The sequence below is a fragment of the Paenibacillus sp. FSL R5-0519 genome, from assembly GCF_037974275.1.
Classification (GTDB): domain Bacteria; phylum Bacillota; class Bacilli; order Paenibacillales; family Paenibacillaceae; genus Paenibacillus.
Genome location: NZ_CP150234.1, coordinates 5,932,073 through 5,952,725, shown reverse-complemented (window position 1 = coordinate 5,952,725; position 20,653 = coordinate 5,932,073). Strand labels below are relative to the sequence as shown.

The 20,653-nt window shown below is 47.4% G+C and carries 24 protein-coding genes and 1 riboswitch; of the genes, 19 read left to right on the top strand and 5 right to left on the bottom strand.

Annotated elements, in window-relative coordinates; genetic code table 11:
• Window positions 1–258: 258 nt before the first annotated feature.
• Together MKY73_RS26725 and MKY73_RS26720 are read left to right on the top strand one after the other, a co-directional pair.
• Window positions 259–1,074 carry a zinc ribbon domain-containing protein gene (locus MKY73_RS26725; RefSeq protein ID WP_339304358.1) on the top strand — a complete coding sequence of 272 codons (816 nt, stop codon included), beginning with the start codon at window positions 259–261 and terminating at the stop codon, window positions 1,072–1,074.
• A 68-nt stretch (window positions 1,075–1,142) separates the two neighbouring features.
• Window positions 1,143–1,949 (top strand): helix-turn-helix domain-containing protein, encoded by an 807-nt coding sequence (locus MKY73_RS26720; RefSeq protein ID WP_339304356.1) that lies wholly within the window; start codon window positions 1,143–1,145, stop codon window positions 1,947–1,949.
• A gap of 274 nt (window positions 1,950–2,223) precedes the next feature.
• Here MKY73_RS26720 and MKY73_RS26715 read toward each other — a convergent pair whose 3' ends face one another.
• The gene (locus MKY73_RS26715; RefSeq protein WP_339304354.1) at window positions 2,224–2,916 is read right to left on the bottom strand and encodes an NUDIX domain-containing protein; all 693 of its coding nucleotides are present in this window, start codon (window positions 2,914–2,916) and stop codon (window positions 2,224–2,226) included.
• 79 nt (window positions 2,917–2,995) lie between these two features.
• On the opposite strand from MKY73_RS26715, the gene MKY73_RS26710 reads away from it, so the two are divergent.
• Window positions 2,996–3,298, top strand: coding sequence for a hypothetical protein (locus MKY73_RS26710; protein ID WP_339304352.1), 303 nt, complete (start codon window positions 2,996–2,998; stop codon window positions 3,296–3,298).
• A 234-nt stretch (window positions 3,299–3,532) separates the two neighbouring features.
• On the opposite strand, the gene mscL is transcribed toward MKY73_RS26710, so the two are convergent.
• The gene (gene mscL / locus MKY73_RS26705; RefSeq protein WP_339304350.1) at window positions 3,533–4,027 is read right to left on the bottom strand and encodes a large conductance mechanosensitive channel protein MscL; all 495 of its coding nucleotides are present in this window, start codon (window positions 4,025–4,027) and stop codon (window positions 3,533–3,535) included.
• A gap of 272 nt (window positions 4,028–4,299) precedes the next feature.
• A riboswitch (purine riboswitch) is annotated at window positions 4,300–4,399 on the top strand.
• Between the two features lie 301 nt (window positions 4,400–4,700).
• Here mscL and MKY73_RS26700 point away from each other — a divergent pair.
• Window positions 4,701–5,288 carry a xanthine phosphoribosyltransferase gene (locus MKY73_RS26700; RefSeq protein ID WP_339304348.1) on the top strand — a complete coding sequence of 196 codons (588 nt, stop codon included), beginning with the start codon at window positions 4,701–4,703 and terminating at the stop codon, window positions 5,286–5,288.
• Between the two features lies 1 nt (window position 5,289).
• A complete protein-coding gene (locus tag MKY73_RS26695; RefSeq protein WP_339304346.1) occupies window positions 5,290–6,651 on the top strand; it encodes a nucleobase:cation symporter-2 family protein in 1,362 nt (453 codons plus the stop codon).
• A 280-nt stretch (window positions 6,652–6,931) separates the two neighbouring features.
• Here the strand turns inward: MKY73_RS26695 and MKY73_RS26690 are convergent, their stop codons facing one another.
• The gene (locus MKY73_RS26690; RefSeq protein ID WP_076332729.1) at window positions 6,932–7,270 is read right to left on the bottom strand and encodes a hypothetical protein; all 339 of its coding nucleotides are present in this window, start codon (window positions 7,268–7,270) and stop codon (window positions 6,932–6,934) included.
• A 94-nt stretch (window positions 7,271–7,364) separates the two neighbouring features.
• Window positions 7,365–7,643, bottom strand: a complete 279-nt coding sequence (locus MKY73_RS26685; RefSeq protein WP_091018633.1) for a transposase — start codon at window positions 7,641–7,643, stop codon at window positions 7,365–7,367.
• 400 nt (window positions 7,644–8,043) lie between these two features.
• Here MKY73_RS26685 and MKY73_RS26680 point away from each other — a divergent pair, with 400 nt between their 5' ends.
• From MKY73_RS26680 to MKY73_RS26640, 9 genes are all read left to right on the top strand, one after another.
• Window positions 8,044–8,232 (top strand): hypothetical protein, encoded by a 189-nt coding sequence (locus MKY73_RS26680; RefSeq protein ID WP_017690840.1) that lies wholly within the window; start codon window positions 8,044–8,046, stop codon window positions 8,230–8,232.
• A 133-nt stretch (window positions 8,233–8,365) separates the two neighbouring features.
• Window positions 8,366–9,127 carry a type I methionyl aminopeptidase gene (gene map, locus MKY73_RS26675; RefSeq protein WP_339304344.1) on the top strand — a complete coding sequence of 254 codons (762 nt, stop codon included), beginning with the start codon at window positions 8,366–8,368 and terminating at the stop codon, window positions 9,125–9,127.
• A gap of 579 nt (window positions 9,128–9,706) precedes the next feature.
• The gene (gene coxB, locus MKY73_RS26670) at window positions 9,707–10,759 is read left to right on the top strand and encodes a cytochrome c oxidase subunit II (RefSeq protein ID WP_339304342.1); all 1,053 of its coding nucleotides are present in this window, start codon (window positions 9,707–9,709) and stop codon (window positions 10,757–10,759) included.
• A gap of 32 nt (window positions 10,760–10,791) precedes the next feature.
• Window positions 10,792–12,681 carry a cytochrome c oxidase subunit I gene (ctaD, locus tag MKY73_RS26665; RefSeq protein ID WP_339239361.1) on the top strand — a complete coding sequence of 630 codons (1,890 nt, stop codon included), beginning with the start codon at window positions 10,792–10,794 and terminating at the stop codon, window positions 12,679–12,681.
• Window positions 12,678–13,304, top strand: coding sequence for a cytochrome c oxidase subunit 3 (locus MKY73_RS26660; protein ID WP_047840264.1), 627 nt, complete (start codon window positions 12,678–12,680; stop codon window positions 13,302–13,304). The genes ctaD and MKY73_RS26660 overlap by 4 nt, the downstream gene beginning before the upstream one ends.
• Window positions 13,305–13,307: 3 nt before the next feature.
• Window positions 13,308–13,628 (top strand): cytochrome C oxidase subunit IV family protein, encoded by a 321-nt coding sequence (locus tag MKY73_RS26655; RefSeq protein WP_278297054.1) that lies wholly within the window; start codon window positions 13,308–13,310, stop codon window positions 13,626–13,628.
• Window positions 13,629–13,736: 108 nt separating this feature from the next.
• A complete protein-coding gene (gene ctaG, locus MKY73_RS26650) occupies window positions 13,737–14,660 on the top strand; it encodes a cytochrome c oxidase assembly factor CtaG (protein ID WP_339304340.1) in 924 nt (307 codons plus the stop codon).
• Window positions 14,661–14,695: 35 nt separating this feature from the next.
• Complete coding sequence (locus MKY73_RS26645) at window positions 14,696–15,160, top strand: DUF420 domain-containing protein (protein WP_339304338.1); 465 nt, start codon at window positions 14,696–14,698, stop codon at window positions 15,158–15,160.
• 142 nt (window positions 15,161–15,302) lie between these two features.
• Window positions 15,303–15,674, top strand: a complete 372-nt coding sequence (locus MKY73_RS26640) for a hypothetical protein (protein WP_339304336.1) — start codon at window positions 15,303–15,305, stop codon at window positions 15,672–15,674.
• 118 nt (window positions 15,675–15,792) lie between these two features.
• On the opposite strand, the gene MKY73_RS26635 is transcribed toward MKY73_RS26640, so the two are convergent.
• Window positions 15,793–16,122, bottom strand: a complete 330-nt coding sequence (locus MKY73_RS26635) for a hypothetical protein (RefSeq protein ID WP_339304334.1) — start codon at window positions 16,120–16,122, stop codon at window positions 15,793–15,795.
• A 209-nt stretch (window positions 16,123–16,331) separates the two neighbouring features.
• Here MKY73_RS26635 and MKY73_RS26630 point away from each other — a divergent pair, with 209 nt between their 5' ends.
• The 5 genes from MKY73_RS26630 (at window position 16,332) to MKY73_RS26610 (ending at window position 20,647) form a co-directional block, all read left to right on the top strand.
• Window positions 16,332–17,045 (top strand): hypothetical protein, encoded by a 714-nt coding sequence (locus MKY73_RS26630; protein ID WP_339258665.1) that lies wholly within the window; start codon window positions 16,332–16,334, stop codon window positions 17,043–17,045.
• An 89-nt stretch (window positions 17,046–17,134) separates the two neighbouring features.
• The gene (locus tag MKY73_RS26625) at window positions 17,135–17,524 is read left to right on the top strand and encodes a GntR family transcriptional regulator (protein WP_339304332.1); all 390 of its coding nucleotides are present in this window, start codon (window positions 17,135–17,137) and stop codon (window positions 17,522–17,524) included.
• 15 nt (window positions 17,525–17,539) lie between these two features.
• Window positions 17,540–18,436, top strand: a complete 897-nt coding sequence (locus tag MKY73_RS26620) for an ABC transporter ATP-binding protein (protein ID WP_339304329.1) — start codon at window positions 17,540–17,542, stop codon at window positions 18,434–18,436.
• Between the two features lie 20 nt (window positions 18,437–18,456).
• Complete coding sequence (locus tag MKY73_RS26615) at window positions 18,457–19,359, top strand: ATP-binding cassette domain-containing protein (protein WP_339308766.1); 903 nt, start codon at window positions 18,457–18,459, stop codon at window positions 19,357–19,359.
• Entirely contained in the window at window positions 19,352–20,647 is a 1,296-nt protein-coding gene (locus MKY73_RS26610) for an ABC transporter permease (RefSeq protein ID WP_339304327.1), read from the top strand. The genes MKY73_RS26615 and MKY73_RS26610 overlap by 8 nt, the downstream gene beginning before the upstream one ends.
• Window positions 20,648–20,653 lie beyond the last annotated feature (6 nt).

The window sequence follows — 20,653 nt, the reverse complement described above, 5'->3', positions numbered from 1 at the left end:
ATTATACCCGAACGTATGGTCTTGACGAAAGCCCCCGATTTCATCCAGTATCGGTATTAAACGGGTACCTGCACGAGATTACGCAACTTTTTGGCATGATATCGTATAAGTTATATGCCTGAGCATTTTGCATGAAGGATGTAATATGCTAATTTACTACAAGTATGTGTTCAAAAAGTCTGGTTTTCAGTCTTTTTGAATAACCTCTAAAAATTTAAATGATAATATTGGTTTTGACGGGACAGAGGAGGAATGGTCATGAAACTGCTTCAACGCATCAAAGACGGAGCGAACAAAGCAACAGAGCGTGCCCAGCACGCCGTTGAGATTGGGAAACTGAACAACCAGATTGTGGGCTTGCAACAGGAACAGGAAGTCCATTTTACAGATATGGGTCGCATCTTCTATGAGGGTTATCGGGCACAGGATATGACGCGTGCAGAAAAAGAGATGGTGGAACTGTCGCGACTCTGCGACGAATTGCAGGACGAGATTGATGGCCTGCGCAACAAGATTGCACAGCTGAAGAATGAACGGTTGTGCGAATGTGGACATGTCGCTTCCCTGGACGCCAACTTCTGCCCTAAATGTGGACGCAAGTTGGGTGAACTCAAGACAGCAGCACCAACAACAGGAACTGCAGGCGTTGCAGGAGCAACCACAGCTGCGAGACAAGAGGCAGCTGTGGCACAGAACCAAACTCCGGAGCCCGACTTCTACGATGCGCCAGCCGAATTGGAACTGGAGGAAGACGAGCCGTATCACACGGTCATTCCGTCCATAGCCGATCTGGAGACGGAATCGGAATATAACAGTACGGAATTTACACTGGAAGAAAAGGAAGCGTTCGATGCAGAGTGGGAACGTCGCAGAGATGAAGAGATGCAACGGGAACGCGAGCGTCAGCAAGAATTGGACGAACGCATCCGCTACTGGAAGGAAAATAACCCAATCGTGAACACGGTGGACGTACAGACCGAAGTTTCACGCGAAATGGTGAACTGTCAGATTTGTGCAGCCGAGCTGCCCAAAGGTTCGAAATGGTGCCCGCGTTGCGGAGCCGAACAGATCTGATGCAGTAGAAGCTCTGCCGCATCAATGTGAGGCAGTGCGGGTTGCTGACAGCATGGGGGGACGGGAATATGGACCAACTGCTGCATCATTTGCGTCATCTCGGATTTACCGAGATGGAATCTAAAATTATGGTGGAACTCGCCCGCCAGGGATCAGCTTCAGGATATGAGGTTGCGAAGCGGCTGGGCGTGTCCCGTTCCAATGTATATGCGACCCTGCAACGGCTGGAGCAACGTGGTTTCCTGCGGTGCAGTCCGGGGGAGCCTGCGAAGTATAGTGTGCTGAAGCCTGAGGAGATGACACGTATGATCTCCGATCAGATGCGTACCTCTCTGGATTATGTCCAGAGCAGCATGCCCAAGAGTGAACCGGAGAAGCCTGTCTTCTATAACATTGAGGGTGACAAAAATGTGTTTGAGAATCTGAGCCGTGAATTGGCTGAGGCTCAGCATGAGATTGTTGTCGACGTCTGGCGTGAAGAGGCAGAGCTGTTACGTAATGATTTACAGCAAGCTGAAGCTCGCGGTGTACGGCTGTTATGGTCGTGTGATGGTGGTGAAGGCATGCTGAATCAGCCTGTCCCTTGGCCGGGATTGCCTTTGTATGGAGCAGGTAATGGTCGGAAATTCTCTCTGGTCATAGACCGCCGCTGGTGCATGCTGGGCATGCGCGGGGAATCATGCGCTACGCAGGCAGTGGTGACGGAGCATCCGGTAATGACCGGGTTGCTGCTGAATCATTTTGCTCAAGAACTGGTATTGTACGAGCTGGAACAGGATATGGGTGAGGAACTGGAGTCACGCTATGGACACCGGTACGAAGAACTCTCAGCACGGTACTGGTCTTCGCCTTCAGGAGAGGGCGGGAAGAGCTAGGCAGATCATTGATGAATTCACTCCCGATGGATTGAACATCTAGCACAAAAGTACCTTTCCTGATCTTGATGAAACAATACTTGCGTACATAAAGCAGGCGCTGCCCGAGAGGCAGACGCCTGTTTATGCTGGTTTGAGGTATGACAGTGATGTTCGTCACAGCATCTGTTTCCAGTCAGGTCAATAGTAAAGGTATGAAGTTATGCTATTTTTGAGAAAATGAAGCTATGAACATTCGATTGAACTGGATCGGGTTGAACAGGATTGTAGATGATCAATCTTTGGGTACGTGATACAGAGCTTCCAGCACGTCCGTATAATAGGCTGTGCCATGGGGCACAAATTCCGTTCCCCGAATCTCGCGAACGACACGCTCAGATTTATAAGCTGCCTGATCGCTTAACGGGTCCTTATGACCGATGGAATGTGGTGGTGATATCAATGGCTGAGTCTGAACTCCAGTAGCTTGGATGACGTCGATCTCGCCACGGAACATAGCGAGTAGATCATCCAGCGCCACTTCATAGAGGCTATCCACCTCGCTGGCTTGCAGAACATAGGCTTCAAGCGGCTGGTTCAGACATAATCCATAGACCGCACTGAATTCCCGATCTATGAATGGAACACCACGGACCTCTCCTTGGAGCTGCTGTGTGGCCGTGAGTAGATAGGTTAGTGCATCAAAAGATACATGTACACCCAATTCTTCCTCCAGCTCACGATTGGCGTCTTGTAGTTGTTCACCTGCGGTGAGATGGCCTGCTGCTGTAATGTCGTAACATCCAGGGAAGGTATCCTTAACATCACGCCGCCGCTGAAAAAGAACCTGACGTTGTTCGCCTTCGTCACGCACAATCCAGCAGTGGAATGAACGGTGCCAATATCCTTTGGCATGGACCTCGCTACGTGGCGCTGTACCGATCCAATGTTGCTGATCATCATAAATGTCGAAACGTTCTGGGCTCATGAAACGTATCTCCTTATATAGCAGTTTTTAAAGTTCAAAATTTCACAAAGTATGTTTTAAGCGAAAGGGGAACGATCGTATGGAATGCATTGTACACTTTCAGGTGATTTATCCGCAACCTCAGGAGCGTAAAAGCCTTCGAGGACTTATATTTGTAGGGCAAGGTCAGGAACCGGCTAACAGTCAGTTAAGCAGCATGTTTAAGGATATGGGATTCCATGTACGTTTGGAAGATGAGGCTCAATTGTTGTTCAAGCCAGTGGATGCTTCGGCAAACTTTGAATATATTCGCGTGACAGAACTGGATACCGGAGAAGAAGTTTACAAGGAAGATAAGGATCTGAAGTCGATTCTGGAGCATTTGCTGCCACGCCGCTTCTAGTTCATAAAGATGGGGCGAATGAAATTCAACGGGGCAGTAAATGTAATACATGTATGTAAGGCATAAAAGAAGGCCCCACCTTTACGGTGGAACCTTCAAGCTACGCCATATCGTATTAAGTCTTTGTGCTTAGCTTTTCATACATATACCCTAACAAGTCGGGAAGTTGTTCTCGGCATTCGCATCAGGATTTATCAGGAAGCAACATCGGTGTACGATTTAACCCAATTGTAATTACGCTGTTGCGCCGCTTCCTTCTGCTTCCAGCTCTGAAGTACAGTGCGAGCAGCGGGTAGCCGCGGCTGGAATTTCAGATAGGCAATACTTGCAAGCCTTGGTCGTTTTTTGCGGCTCGGGCTTTTTGTGTTCCTTGCTTTTGAGGTAGTTGATACCCTTCACAAGCATGAAGATACAGAACGCAACGATAAGAAAATCAATCATGACGTTGATGAACTGACCATAAGCAATTACGGTAGCCCCAGCTTCGTTGGCTTGAGCAAGGGTGGTGATGTCCTGTCCGTTTGCTGTTTTCATATCTCGATCCAGGTTGATGATTTTCTGACTGAAGTCGATTCCACCCAGCAGTTTTCCAACCGGAGGCATGATGATATCATTCACAAGCGATGTGACGATTTTACCAAAAGCAGCCCCAATAATTACACCGACCGCCAGATCGATGACGTTGCCGCGGACGGCAAACTCCTTGAATTCTTTAAGTACGCCTTTCATGTCTGCATATCTCCTTTGATCATTTCAATTCATAATGTAGGCCGCGGTTCCATCCATTCTCCGTTCGGATCCGCGCTTCCGTTCTCATATTGTACATAAAAAATGGATTCCTATCACCCCCTGTTTGCAAATTAAGACAAGTTTCCGCAACTTCCATGAAAATACTTCTTTATTTCATGCCGCCGATTCGGTATACTTCTAACATTGTCAGTTATGTTTAACCATGTACATTCAGGTTCGCGATCATACATTGTAACGAATCATGGAGCCAAAAAATTAAATATGCCGTTACTCGTATATGTGCAGGAATAGGCCTGCATGTCTCTACCCGATCACCGGAATGATCGGACTACGGGAAAGATGTTACAATGTTTTGTATGGTTGGCATGAGATCATTCTCAGACAGTTTCACTGAAGAGCAGGTTCAAGTGGCTTTTATCTGTTTCTGGATAGACTGTATGGAGTTTGACGTCTCAGGAGTGAACTTTGGCTCTAATGTCCTTCCAGAACATTTACAGCATCCATACGGCTTGTCCATATACGTACAAGTCCGTCTTTTCCCGTCTCCGGTTATTCCGCAGCGTGTGAAAAGGCGGGCTTTTTGCTTTTTTACCATGAGATTTAAGGGGCATGTGGGTCTCTGTGAAGAGGGCATTCAGGGGGAAGAATTGCAATGCAATTGTTAAAAGACAAGGTAAGACAGGAAGGCATCGTCCTGTCCGAGCAAGTACTCAAAGTGGATTCATTCCTGAACCACCAGATGGACCCGGTTCTGATGAAGGAAGTAGGCAAGGAATTCATTCGCCGCTTTGAAGGCGAGAATATCACACGTGTGCTAACGATTGAGTCATCAGGGATTGCTCCAGGCATCATGACAGCACTGGAGCTGAATGTGCCACTGATCTTTGCGCGGAAGCAGAAGTCCCTCACACTGACGGAAGACATTCTGGTAGAGAAGGTCTACTCCTTCACGAAGCAGGAGACCAATGAAATCACCGTTGCCAAGAAGTTCATGCAGCCTGGGGATCGGGTGTTGATCATTGATGATTTTCTGGCGAACGGTGAAGCGGCATTTGGTCTTGCTCGCATTGTGGAGCAGGTTGGAGCGGAAGTGGTTGGCATCGGTATCGTCATTGAAAAAGCATTCCAGCCGGGAGGTCGCTTGCTGAAAGAAGCAGGATACCGTGTGGAATCGCTGGTTCGCATCGGGGCTTTGTCAGATGGACAGGTTACATTTGCGGACGAGGAGGGCACGAACTAATATGGCACGCGAACGTATTTTTCAGCGGCATCGGCATCCAATCAAGACCTTCTCACTCGGACTTCAACACGTTCTTGCGATGTATGCAGGGGCTGTCGTCGTTCCGCTGATCGTCAGTAAAGCATTGGGTTTTACACAGGAACAACTAACTTATCTCATTGCCATTGACTTGCTCGCATGTGGTGTGGCTACACTGCTTCAGGTATGGGGAAATAAATATTTCGGCGTAGGGCTGCCTGTTATGCTCGGTTGTGCATTCCAGGCCGTGTCTCCGATGATTCTCATCGGGATGAACAGTGGGGTATCTGCCATTTACGGCGCGATCATCGCTTCAGGACTGTTCGTATTGATCTTCTCGGGTCTTTTTGGGAAGCTGATTAGGCTTTTCCCTCCTGTCGTGACAGGTTCGGTTGTGACCATTATTGGTCTGACGCTGATCCCGGTAGCTTTCCACGATCTGGGTGGCGGTCAGGGCCAACCGGGCTTTGGTAGTGGAGCGAACCTATTGCTTGGATTCGGTGTACTGCTCTTTATCATTCTGATGACTCGCTTCACAACTGGATTCATCCGCTCCATCTCGGTACTTATTGGTTTGCTCGTAGGTACTGTGGCGGCTGGATTTATGGGCCAGGTTAATTTTGCGCCTATTCGCGATGCAAGCTGGTTCCATGTTGTTCAGCCGTTTTATTTTGGCAGACCGACATTTGAGATTGTACCCATCCTGACGATGATTCTGGTGGCGATTGTCAGCGTGGCCGAGTCCACAGGTGTATTTATGGCTCTGGGTAAAATCCTGGACAAGGACCTGTCGTCTAAGGATCTGGCGCGCGGTTATCGCGCAGAGGGTCTGGCCATTGTGTTAGGTGGTATTTTCAACTCGTTCCCGTATACAACCTATTCGCAAAATGTAGGGCTTGTACAGATGACTCGTGTGAAGACACGTGATGTGATTGTTGTGGCTGGTGGAATCCTGGTGGTCATCGGATTTGTGCCGAAGATTGCGGCACTGGCACAGCTCGTTCCAACTGCAGTTCTTGGCGGAGCCATGGTGGCTTTGTTCGGCATGGTGGTATCATCCGGTATCCGAATTATCGGTAGTCAGGTCGATCTGAACCGTCATGAGAATCTGTTTGTCATTGCTTGTTCTGTAGGCATGGGGCTGGGAGTTACCGTTGTGCCTGAATTGTTCGCTGGTGCACCAGACTGGGCTCAGATCATGCTAGGTAACGGCATCATTGCAGGCAGCTTCACGGCGATCTTCATGAACCTGCTGTTTAACGGTCTGGGTACCAAGGAAACAGCCGCCAAGATGGCTGAGCAACAAGCAGATGCCATCCTTGGAGAAGCAGACAAGTCGGCTTAATAGCCGAACTAGACCTATCATCCAGCATGATTGTTATGTTAACGTCTTGGAAATTAACCTTAACAAGATTAACATTTAAGCAGGTTGATACATCGTGATTTACAGCATGAATGGTTTATGACATACATCATTTATATTGTGAATGTTCAACCACATGAATAAGTCACCTTTACATGCTAAACAACGAATGTATATAGAATCCGATATATAATTAAAAGACGATCCACACCCTGTTTGAAAGGGGGGATCGTCTTTTCTTTTGCATCATGTCTTCCTAAAGTTACAGATGGCGCATCTGTTTCTCTGCAAAATCGCCAACCCACGGCAGCTTTAGCCATTTCCCCTGCAAGCTGGTGACCACCATGATGAGCCAGACCACAACACCGAGCAGGGATAACAAGGATGCCACCAGTGGTCCAAATAACGGAAGAAAAGTCGATAATACATGCCCAACCATAATGATGCCAAAGACGGTTACGGATTGCAGCGCATGAAATAGCACAAACCGACTCCGCTTTTCTACCGCGAGAAAAACAATCCCGCCTACAAAGGTAAACAGATAACAGAGCATACCGGCAATATTTTCATCCAGACCGCTAGACGATTTCATGGGGGACATCCGGTCCAGCCTCCTTTAACCTTTTTTACTAGGCTATGAAGGAGATGGACAGAACTGAACCTGTGAATTTATCCGACTAACAAATCAAACAATATTATCTTCCGCCCTCGATTTGTCTGCGAGGGTTTGTGATCTTGCCCATTTTATCTGTATCGTTTTCCTTGGGAACCAATCTTTCATCGGTACGTCCTTCATGGTGATTATCAAAAGCATACTCCGTCAGCTTCCATTCTGACTTGCCGAGAACGGGATCTGCCGGGAAGTGTTGCCCACGATGCAGATGTTCCTCACGTCCGGCTTCGTTGATATATACTCCGTCGACTTCCACCTTTTCATGTGAAAGGGGCAGCATATCCTGTTCTTTGCGTTCCATGAAACGGCGCCTCCTTTTAGATACCATTAATTTAACTGTATGGGTTGTCCGTGATAATATCCCCCGAATAGTTCAGTGTTATGCTGGATATATTAATTCCGTATAGAATGGTGGCATTCATAACATATGATTCGGAATTAAACTTTTTGGGCATGAAAACCGTTATATTTATTAGAGGAAATCGTCAAGTCGTAAGATACTTCCGAATATGATACAATAAGATTATGATTCATTCCGAATCATATCGGGTATTTATAGTGTCAGGTACTTGCTTTCTAGCGAGGTTCCCGACCTAAAGCTTGCTTTAAGCCGCGCACACAACTTCATGGATGGCATTTAAGACTTATTCGGCATTCTCTAAACGGAGCATTCACTTTCAACGTTTTGGGAGGGAATTACAATGGCAACGAAAGGTCACAATGAGGTCAAAGAAAGTTTGAGGGAAATGACTCGGATTTTCCGTCCTAAAGATCCAAAAAAATTCGTGAAGGAGTACGTGAGAAAATACCGGATTACGGGTGGATACGAGGAAGAATTGACTTCTGTGGTTGAGCATGAGCTTGTCAAGATGGATTCTTCCGTGTCCTGAAACAACACACAACTCTGATTATACTGTTCCGATAATGAATAGAACCGTCTTCCGGGCGATAAGCTCCGGCAGACGGTTTTTTTTGCGTTCCTGCTGCATATATATGGGAGTACACCTACAGCGGGAAGGATGAATGCATGTGGACCCTATTTTAAAAACCAAAGAAGAGATTGGCTACATGCGGGAAGCTGGACGAATTTTGCGACGTTGTCACCAGCATATTGAGCAGTGGATGATACCTGGGATCACGACAGCGGAGATCAACGAGCGGGTGGAAGGGTTTCTGGCAGCACATGGGGCCACACCGGAGCAGAAAGGATATAAAGGATATCCGTACGCCACATGTGCCTCTGTCAATGAAGTGGTCTGCCACGGATTTCCGGGAGAAGAAGAACTGGTGAGTGGGGATGTAGTGACCATCGATATGGTGGTGAACAAAGACGGCTGGCTTGCTGACTCGGCCTGGACATATGGCATTGGTGAACCAAGCAGATCCATTCGCAAGCTGATGAGACGCACGGAGAAGGCCCTTGAGCGGGCGATTGCCCAGGCAGTTCCAGGGAATACGCTCGGAGATATTGGAAGTGCCATTGAACGAACAGCCAGATTGTATCGTTACGGAATTGTAAAGCCCCTCATCGGTCATGGAATCGGTCAATATATTCATGAGCCGCCAAATGTGTTGCCGTATGGCAAACGCAGAACGGGCACGATGCTCACCGAGGGGATGGTCATTACCATTGAACCCATATTTACGAAAGGCAGTTCCGGGGCCGTTGTGTGGGACGAAGATGGATGGACAGTAAGAACGGTAGATGGCAGTTGGGGAGTACAGTATGAGCATACAGTTGCGATTACTGGGGATGGCCCCTTGATTCTGACCAATAGTACATGAGAAGAATTCAGGTGAAGGTGAAGATGAAGATGAGGACTTGAAATGAACCTTTCGGAGAAATGCTCCATGCTGTTTTGAGCTTGAATGTAGCGGTATGGAGCGATAGGTATGTTTTCTGAATGGACATGGAAGAGGTCTTCCATAAAATCGGACCTTTCTTTTGCATAATATCGCATGTTTTGAATGTGAGAAAAATCACCAATAAATCGAGTTTTATCACCGAAATTTGGCAAAAATTTTCAAATGTAGAGTGTAATACTTTTGACTGAAATCGTTTGCAAATCAAGTTGTAGAGCGGTTTTTTACATAAAGTGAACAATTTGTGAACATGTGTCCAAAGATTGACAAAATCATACCCTCAACTTATATTTAATAAGTGATTGAAGCATATAGAATGAATTGGAAGAATGCGCAGACATGCCCTGAGCAGGAAATCACGGGAGTACTGGAAGCGTTATTTTTGTAAGCGTTCTGTATGATGAAGAGGATTATGCGTATCGTGCTGAAACGTACCTTTTGTTGCCTTTCTACTGAACGACAACGGTAATCTACGAAAACGTAAAAAAGTGGGGTAGATCAATGATGAAACAGTGGCAGGTTGCAAAGCGAATTCTCCCCTTGCTGGCGGTGTTCTCTTTGCTGCTATCCGCATGCGGGCGGGAAGACTTGTCGGTAATGAAACCTCAGGGTCCTGTGGCGCAAGGCCAATATGATCTGATGAAGTTATCCATCACGATTATGATCGTGGTGCTCATCATTGTATTTGCTATAGCGGCCTATGTTCTGATCCGGTTTCGTAGAAGATCCGGGCAGACCGACATGCCTGAACAGGTTGAAGGTAATTTCAAGCTGGAAGTAATATGGACAGCCATTCCGTTATTGCTGGTTATTGTGCTGGCAGTACCGACAGTCCAAACGATTTTTGCCCAAGGTGAAGATCTGTCCAATGACAAAAATGCACTTAAGGTCCAAGTCACCTCGCATCAGTACTGGTGGGAATTCACTTATCCTCAATATGACGTAACCACCGCTCAAGATCTCATCATCCCGACCGGAACAAAAATCGCATTTGAACTTAAGACCGCTGACGTGCTTCACTCCTTCTGGGTGCCGTCACTTGCGGGCAAAATGGACACAAACCCGGATGGAACACTTAACAAGTTCAGTTTCTCTGCACCGAATGAAGGCGTTTACCGCGGTAAATGTGCCGAGTTATGTGGCAGATCGCATGCCTTCATGGAATTCAAGGTAAAAGCAGTGAGTCAGGAATCCTTTGACAGATGGGTGAATCAGATGAAAGCACCTGCAGTCCTTCCTGAAGATACTCAATTAGCCGAGAAATTCAAAACAAACTGCCTTTCTTGCCACGCGGTTGGCGATCAAGGTGGACCAGTAGCACCTAACTTGACGGGAATCGGCGGCAAGGAATCTGTCGCAGGCATTTTGCTGAATTCTCGTGAGGGACAGGAAGAAGGCAGTCCGGTACTGGATAACATGAAAGAATGGCTCCATGATCCACAATCCGTGAAGCCGGGCAATACCATGCCGAATCCCAAGGATCTTGGGTTGACGGATGAAGAAATCGACGGAATTGCCGAATATCTGGCCAACTACAAATTGGACTATGAATAGAACAGCAAGGACGAAGAAGGGGGTACACAACCTTGGCTCATGCGCATAGCGTCAAGAGGTACAGGGGCTTGATGGATTGGATCACCACCGTCGATCACAAAAAAATCGCCATTCTCTATTTGGTTGCGGGTGGATTTTTCTTTGGAATCGGCGGCATTGAAGCCATTTTGATTCGGATTCAACTGATGAAGCCTATGAATGATTTTGTATCGGCACAGGTCTTCAACGAATTGATTACCATGCATGGAACAACGATGATTTTCCTTGGTGTCATGCCACTTATTTTTGCCATTATGAATGCAGTTGTGCCTTTGCAGATCGGGGCGCGGGACGTTGCCTTTCCTTTTCTTAACGCACTTGGTTTCTGGACGTTCCTTTTTGGGGGACTGCTGCTGAACCTGAGTTGGGTTATGGGGGGAGCACCGGATGCGGGCTGGACCTCATATACGCCGCTTTCGGGCAGTGAGTACAGTGGAACGCATGGTGTGGATTTCTATACCATCGGTCTTCAGATCGCGGGTCTGGGAACACTCATCGGGGGCATTAACTTTCTCGCAACGATTATTACAATGCGTGCTCCAGGCATGTCCTACATGCGGATGCCGATGTTTACATGGACGACATTTATTACATCTGCCATTATTCTTTTTGCTTTTCCTGCCATCACGGTAGGGCTTGTACTTTTGACGTTTGATCGTATACTTGGAGCGAATTTCTTCGATGTAGCAGGGGGCGGTAACCCCGTACTCTGGCAGCACATCTTCTGGATTTTCGGGCACCCGGAAGTATACATTTTGATTTTGCCGGCATTTGGTATCATCTCGGAGGTTATTCCGACCTTCTCGCGTAAACGGCTGTTCGGTTACAGCTCCATGGTATTTGCCACCATCCTGATTGCCTTCCTGGGCTTCATGGTATGGGCGCATCACATGTTTACAACAGGTCTCGGAAATGTAGCCAACGCGCTATTCTCCATCTCGACAATGTTGATTGCCGTACCTACCGGGATCAAAATCTTTAACTGGCTCTTTACGATGTGGGGTGGACAGATCCGCTTTACAGCGGCGAACCTGTTTGCTGTTGGATTCGTTCCAACCTTCGTTATGGGTGGTGTTACCGGTGTCATGCTGGCATCTGCTCCGGCGGATTTCCAGTTCCATGATACGTACTTTGTTGTAGCCCACTTTCACTACGTTATTGTAGGGGGACTTGTACTCGGCTTGTTCTCGGGACTGCATTACTGGTGGCCGAAGATGTTCGGACGTATTCTGAGTGAAACACTTGGAAAATGGACATTCTGGACATTTATGATCGGTTTCCAATTAACGTTCTTTGTACAGCATTTCCTCGGTCTGATGGGAATGCAGCGCCGGATCGTTACATATTTGCCGAATCAGGATTTTGATCTGCTCAATCTGGTCAGCTCCGTCGGGGCATTTCTGATGGGTGTGGGAGTTATCTTATTCCTCGCGAACATCGTAATCACCATGAGAAAACCGGCTGGTGCGCCAAACGATCCGTGGGAAGACGGTCGTACTTTGGAATGGTCCATTCCTTCACCGCCGCCGGAATACAATTTCAAGCAGACTCCGCTGGTACGTGGAATTGATGCGTACTGGAAGGAAAAGATGGCAGGACATACGGAGATGACACCAGCAGAACCCGTGGGTTCGATTCATATGCCATCAGCAACGCCGTTGCCGTTTGTAATGTCTGTGGGGATCTTTATTGCCGGACTTGGTCTGATGTTCAGCAAGGATGAATTCGGTAATGCGTTTATGAATGTATTGTTTAACAATTATATTGTAGTTGTTATTGGTCTTCTGATTACATTTGGATCAATGGCACTGCGTTCACTTTATGATGATCATGGCTGGCATATTGAACCGGAGGATCAGGATGAGAAGGGGGCTAGAACATGACAACCTCACATGCCGAACCGGTGAACGACAAATTGCCGCATGAACCGGAGAAAGCAACGCTGGAGGGACGTAACAAGTTGATTGCCTTCTGGTTGTTCCTTGGCGGAGAGACTGTACTGTTCGGTACGCTCTTTGCTACCTTCCTGGCTCTTCGTGGCCAAACCAATGATGGACCTACGGCGAATGAACTGTTTCACCTGCCACTCGTGGCCGCTGCAACGTTCATTCTCTTGGTCAGTAGTTTGACGAGTGTATTTGCAATTCAGGCCATGCATAAGGGCAAGCGAGATGCACTGGCATTGTGGCTTGGCATCACGGTGGTACTGGGTATGGGATTCCTCGCGCTGGAGATATACGAGTTCTATGAGTATGTGAAACATAAAGAGTTTGGCATGACTACCAGTGCCTTTAGTTCAGCATTCTATACACTGGTCGGGTTCCACGGAGCGCACGTTGCTTTCGGTATTGTGTGGATCGGAATCATTATTGGGCAGCTGTTCAAAAAAGGATTGACGGTCGTAACTGCACCTAAAGTATACGTCTCCGCAATGTACTGGCACTTTATTGACGTGGTCTGGGTGTTCATCTTTACGGTCGTGTACCTGCTCGGAAAGGTGGGGTAACACATGTCAGCACAGGATAAGACAGATCAACAGCCTGTGAAGCACCGTCACCGGACGGAAGGGCCACAGAAACACGTCGTGGTGTTTGTTTTCTCCATTATTCTCACGCTGATTGCGTTTGCGGCTGCTTCTGCCGGAGGGGTCAACACAACCTTTACGATAATTATTTTGCTCGTGATGGCTATTCTTCAGGTATTCGTTCAGTTGGGTTACTGGATGCACATGAAGGATAAAGGGCACTTGATGCCAATCCTGTTCATGGCCTTTGGCTTCTTCGTAGCCTTTACGTGCATCATTATGGCACTTTATTGGGTCTGGTGGTAAAAGAGATGGCGGCGGCGCAATGCCGCCGTCTTTTCCCCTTTTTGGCGAATGAATCTTCATAAAGAAATAAAGGCAACAACCAAATCAGGTCACGGGGAGGTTTCCCGTATGCTCGGGTTGCAATATTTTAGCTTCAACGACTTATGGAGTCCACTTATATTGGCTTTATTTCTGATCATTGCTGCGGCGTATTTAGTGCTCGTGGGACCGTTAAGCGAGCAAATAAAAGATGCAGAGCCTGCGACTGCCGGTCAGAAAATCATGTTTATTACAGGGCTGTTTGTCCTCTATCTGGCTCAAGCTGGACCATTTAATCTGCTTGGTCACGTGATGTTTAGTTTTCACATGGTAAGCATGGCGTTCTCTTATCTGGTAGCGCCGCCGCTGATGATGAAAGGCTTGCCGATCTGGGTATGGCGCAGAGTCGTACGTTGGCTGCCGACACGCCAGCTATCGTTCCTGGCTCATCCGATTGTTGCGGCAGTGATCTTTAACGGGCTGTTTTCGCTGTATCACTTACCGATTGTACATGATTACGTTATGCTGAATTTTACCGTTCACCGATTGTATTATATTGCATTGTTTATCACCTCGATGCTCATGTGGTGGACATTGCTGAATCCGTTACCAGAGGGCAGACAAGCTTCGGGTCTATCCAAGATCGGTTTTATTTTTCTGAATATGGTGCTGCTCACGCCTGCGTGTGGATTGATTATTTTTGCGTCCGAGCCGTTGTATCAGACGTACAGCAACCCGGCAGTATGGGCTGAAGCCATGCGGTATTGTGTGTCTGGGGATTCTACGGCTTTACTTCGCTCATTCGGTGGACCGGCCTTCTTCAACTTCCTGTCCTCCGCGAAGGAAGATCAGCAGGTCGGTGGCATTATAATGAAGTTTATTCAGGAAGGGATCTTCGCCTCCATGCTGGCCTATGTCTTTTTCCAATGGTATCGGAAAGAGAAGCAGGAAGATGATGATGATTCGTATCCTGCTGGAGGCGCTGGGGGGCCACTCAATCCGGCTGCCAAATAATTAAGTCAATGTTCTGACAAGAGGGGGAACACACGATGGATATGTATTTTTGGCTACCTACGATCAGTACTTCTTTCATTGTGATAAGTGCAGTACTGGTGGGGATTGGATGGGTACTGATTATTCGGGGCAAACGCGAGGCTCATCAGTCCGCCATGGTAGCAGGTGCGATTGCAGCTCTAATCTTCTTTGTGATCTATATGTCTCGCACAGTATTCGTAGGTAATACGGCTTGGGGTGGAGACCCGGATCTGGAGATCTTTTATCGGATATTTCTAATCTTTCATATTATCCTGGCTACCGTGGCAGCGATATTCGGCATTTCAACACTAGTGTTGGGGTTCAAAAAGAAGTTCGGAACACATCGCCGCTGGGGCAGGTTCACGTCCATGATCTGGTTCGGGTCAGCATTAACAGGTGTTGTTGTGTATGTTCTTCTATATCTCTTATATCCTGGTGGTCATACACGTCCGGTGTGGGAAGCTATTCTCGGCGTGTAAAAAATGGGGCACAACCTCGGGCTAATCGTGCGTGCGTCACTATGATCTTCTGAAAATATGAAAATGGACGAATCTAGCAGAAGATTCGTCCACGCTACCTCTCTCATTCATTCATAGAATGAGTTCGAGAGGGGGAAACAAAATGAAAAAAACAGTCAATGTCAGTCAAACGTATCCACGCCTTACCGTGTATTCAGAAGAGAACTACAGAGGAAGAAGCCGCATCTATCGTGGCAACACGGGTCTTCGTAACCTGGACAATATTTTGGATGGGGTAGAGAGCCTGCGTTTTTTCTCAACAAGTTCTAATGCAACACTCGTTGTATTTACACGGCCAAACTTTCAGGGGGGATTCCGCGTCTTCCGCGGCAACACCAACTTGAGAGATTTGGATGATCTGATCCGTGGCGAGGATGTGGAATCCCTGATCTCCACGAATGAACGGCTGACTCTGGCCGAGATTCGTGCGATTCGCAGCAGCCGCAGTCTGCCTAGTGGTTATATCCTCGTTTGATTGCAAGGCCTCTTCTTCTAACAGGTGCTAGAGAACGGTAAAGGGCTGTACCCGAATTGTGTTAACACAATAACGGGTACAGCCCTTCTTTTGTGATGGGAGGATTTCGTGTGATCCTTTAATCCCCGCCACCACCACTGTCTCCGCCGCCGCTATCCCCACCACTGTCGCTGCTGCTCCCACTATCACTGTGGTGATGAGAGTGTGTATCTGATGAAGAATCCGAATCATGATGTTTGTGATCCGGTGTGTGTCTGACATGTCGATCGTAGGATTCATCTCCTGTAATGACCGGATATCCCGAAGCAGAGTCGGCATAACCGTTGTTACGGTGTCTGCGGTATCTGCCTCTTTTGGCAGAATGACGATGAGGTTCATCCCGGAGGATCAACCAGATAACGACGATAAGGAAAAGGAGCACAAACCCGATCTCGACCAGCCAATCCATAGTTGTAAACTTCCTTTCTTGTATCCGTGACTATAATTTATTTTAACGTAAATTTGAACTGTGTCCTATCCCATCTTCCTGATTCAGGAAAATTAGGGGTTGACGGGGTCAGAATTCGGTCTGTATACTGTGTATATTGATATATACAGTAAACACAGTGATTACAGTGCGCAAGATGAGTGAATGACAACTGAAAGGCAGGCATGCATATGAACGAATGGAAGCAGGCGTGGTGGTTGACCCGCAACCAGACGAGTAAGGATAAGCTCCAATGGCTATGGTCTGCAATATTCATGATATACACTGGCGGCATGAGCGGTGTGATGTTATTGGGACAACAACAGACAGATTTCATTAATCCTGTAGTGGATTCCTTCTTTTTAATCATGTTGCCATTTCAAGGGTTCATGTTCTGCAGGCGCTCCTTCCGTTACATACAGGAGGATTCCTATACGCAGATGTTGGCCTACTATCGCAGAATCCCGATCCCTGAACAAGCGGTGATGTGGTCCAGGTTACAGCAAGCTCTAATGGCGTTTGCTTACAATGGTATTTTTTTCTACGGATCGTTATACGTGGTTAGCCTTCATGCCGAAGGATTCCGATGGGATCAATATCTGGCCTTTAGCCTGACCTGTACAGGTTATGGACTTTTGGTAACAGGATTATATATTTACGGAGAGTTTCTGAACAGTGGCAAGAAATACTTGGTTCTCAGTACGCTTTTTGTACCCCTTGCGATTGGCATATCCTTATTGATTCGAATGTCCGGCAGTTACGGCTTTCGAATGGTGATGGATGCGAGTAAATCATGGGGGCTGCTTTCCCCGATCATGTGGATTGCTCTGGTGGCTGGTATCGCAGGATTATGGTTGTTTAGCCGCTTGACGCTGAAGAAGCTGGTTCTTCGGGATTTAAATTAAAATGAGAGTTGAGTTTATGTACGAATACAGGATGAGACCGGCACGGTCAGGCAACAGACTGGAGTGTACCGGAGGGCGAGGTGCAAGATGTGAAAATACCCATTCAAATTAATGAAAATAGCGCTGAACCTTTATACCACCAAATTGAAAATCAATTAAGATCTCTAATTATAACGGGTCAGTTGGGGGAGGGGACACATTTGCCGTCCATACGTGAGTTCGCCGGAGCGCTGAATTGCAGTGTGATTACGGTTAGACGGGTCTATCAGGATCTGGAGAATGAAGGTCTGCTTCGTACGAAGCAGGGGACGGGTACATTTGTGGCCCAGGTAGAAGCCGGCGATAGAGAAAATTATAGATTGAAGGCCGCACAGGAAGCGTTGCAGGCAGCGGTGCAGTCTGGAAAATCGGTAGGCTGTACGGAAGAAGAGATGGAGAGCCTGTTCCGGGAAGTCCTGAAGGCTATTTACGCGAAGTAAGGGAGTGATTCATACATGGAACCCATAGCAGTTCAGTTGAACGGTGTATCCAAGATGCGAAAACGCAGAGTAATTGGCCCGATTGATCTGACCATCCCGGAAGGGTATGTAGTTGCTATTCTCGGTCATAACGGTTCTGGCAAAAGCACACTTCTTAACATGCTGCAACAAGTGGTGCTGCCAGATGCCGGGCAGATTATATGGTTTGGGAAGGAACATGAGGGACCACTTCCCCTTGAACTGAGACAACAGATCGGTTTTGTGGCTGACAATGCCGGGCTTGAAGAGAATCGGATAACAGCACAGGAAGCAGCTGAATTTCGGGCCTACTGGTACCCGCGATGGGATATGAAGCTGTTCGATCAACTGATTCGCGATATGGAAGTACCCGTTGATGTGAAGCTGAACAAGATGTCCAAGGGAGAGCGGCGGAAATTCGAGATTGCTGCTGCGATTGCAGCTCGCCCCAGATTATTGCTTTTGGATGAGCCTTCATCAGGACTGGACCCCTTTGCCTGGAAAGTGATGGTTGAGCAGTTCCGTACCTTCATGGCTGAGGGCGACACCACGATTCTGATTGCCACACATATAGCAGATGAAGTCAAAAGACTTGCGGATTACATCGTCTTGATGCACCGTGGTCAGTCACTGGGGATGGCCGAGAAAGATATGGTGCTCGATCAGTGGAAAGAAGTCTGGTATGAAGGAGACTTAAGGCCAGAGAGTATCCCAGGTGTTGTGGAATCCTCTTTGGAAGAAAGAGGGTTGGTTCGTGTCATTACAACCCGGATCAGCGAAGCACAGGAGAGACTGGAGTTATCGAATAACCGGGTATTGAAAATCCGAAATTTGGAATTGGATGAAGTGCTGGCGTTCTGGATTGCCGGGTATGCACCCGTACAGTGGAAATAACCGAAGGGAGACGATAAATGATGAACCGATTGGAATTGAAGCAAGTCGTCAAGCAATATGCAGACAAAACAGCCGTCAATGGAGTTACGCTCAATGTAAAAGAAGGGGAGATTTACGGACTGCTCGGAGCCAATGGTGCAGGCAAAACAACAACGATGCGCATGGTGCTTGGACTGATTCACCCGGACGGGGGGAATATCCTGTACAACGGCAAGCCTTACAACACAGAGTTGCAGCAGATTATGGGTTATCTTCCGGAAGAGCGTGGATTGTACCCGAAGGTGAAAGTCAGTGAACAGATTAATTATCTGGCACGGCTTCGTGGCATGAATGGTAAGGATGCAGATCAAAGTCTCAAATACTGGTTGGATCGGTTCGAAGTTCCGGAATATTACGATAAGAAGATTGAGGAGTTATCCAAAGGTAATCAGCAGAAAATGGGCTTTATCGCAGCGGTAGTGCATAGACCGCAGATTCTTATTCTGGATGAAGCGTTCAGTGGACTGGATCCTGTGAACGTGGAATTACTTAAGTCCACCGTCAAGGAATTGCGTGACGAGGGCACGGCTATTCTGTTCTCGACACACCGCATGGAGCACGTTGAAGAGTTGTGTCGTCAGATCACCATTCTGCATCGTTCCAACACGGTGGTACAAGGAGAGATCAAGGAGATTAAGAGCCGTTATCCACGTGAGCAGGTATTCCTGGGTACAGTTGGAAGTGTGGATGGGCTTGAACAGTTGCCTGGTGTGAAGAAAGTCGAGCGGAATGAGCGTGGTTACCTGATACATATTAGTCAGGTGGAAGCAGCTCAAGAGATTTTGAGAACAGCCATGACTCAGACGACAGTGGAACACTTTGAACTGAAGGAACCAACGCTTAACCAAATCTTTATTCGTGAGGTAGGTGAGTCGAATGAATAAAATGGGAACGATTACGGGTTTTACATTTAAAAACAAAGTTAAAACGAAATCATTCATGGTGACGACCATTGTACTTGCACTTTTAATCTCAATCGGACTCAATGTACCGTATTTCATTACCTTATTCAATGGAGGCTCCATTGGCGGAGCTTCAAGTAGCAATCCTGTAAATATTGGTCTTCTGAGCGCAGGGCAGCCTGAAGTTTCCGAGAAACTGGAGAGTTTCTCGGCGGCGCAAGGAGATCAGGCCTATCGATTCATTGCCAGTGGAGACAAGGATGAAGCGGCTCTTGCAGCGGATGCGGAAGCAGGGCTTACCGATGGCTATCTGAAGTTTGAACCGGTTGCTGGACAGGAGTTCCCACAGCCCATTCTATATTCAGCAGAAGATGTATCACCTCAGATCATTGCATCCATTGAAGCTGCATTGCAGAGTGTGAAGCTGGATGTGGTTGTGAAGGATGTACTCACAGCGGAGCAGAAGGAACTGATTACAACACCTGTGAAGCTTACCGAGCAAAGCTTGAGTACGGATGGAAGTGGGACCGGTACTGAGTCAGAAGGTGCGATGAGCCCGATTAACTATATTGTGGTGTACTTGCTGATCATCCTGCTGTTCACCTCTACGATGATGACAGGCAACATGATTGCCTCTGAGATCACAGCGGAGAAGAGCTCACGTATTATGGAGATTCTGATTACGAGTGTATCCCCGCTCAGTCAGATGTTTGGTAAAATCATCGGTATTTTCATGGTGGGCATGCTGCAAATCGGGATCTTTGGAGCAGTGGTTGCCGGAAATATCCTGCTGCCGCATAACCGTGCAGTGTTAGGTGATTTCAATATGAGTCTGAGTGATGTGAACATTGCGGTTATTGTGTACGGACTCATATTCTACATTCTGGGTTACTTCCTGTATGCCGTGTTGTTCGCTGCCATTGGCTCAATGGTAAGCCGTACGGAAGAACTGGGTCAGGCTGTTCTGCCAATTACGATGCTGTCACTTGTATCCTTCTATATTGCGATCTTCAGTATTTCTACGCCGAACATTCTGTTGTTGAAAATCGCGAGCTTCATTCCATTCACATCGCCGACCGCGATTCTGGTACGGATCGGTGCGGGAGTTGCACCGACTTGGGAGATTCTAACTTCATTAGCGATTCTCATTGTGTCCATTATCATCTTCGGATGGCTTGCAGCCAAAATCTATCGCACAGGTGTGCTGATGTACGGTAAACGTCCAACCTTTAAAGAGTTATTTAAGGCCATGAAGGCTTATAAGATCTAAGTTGAG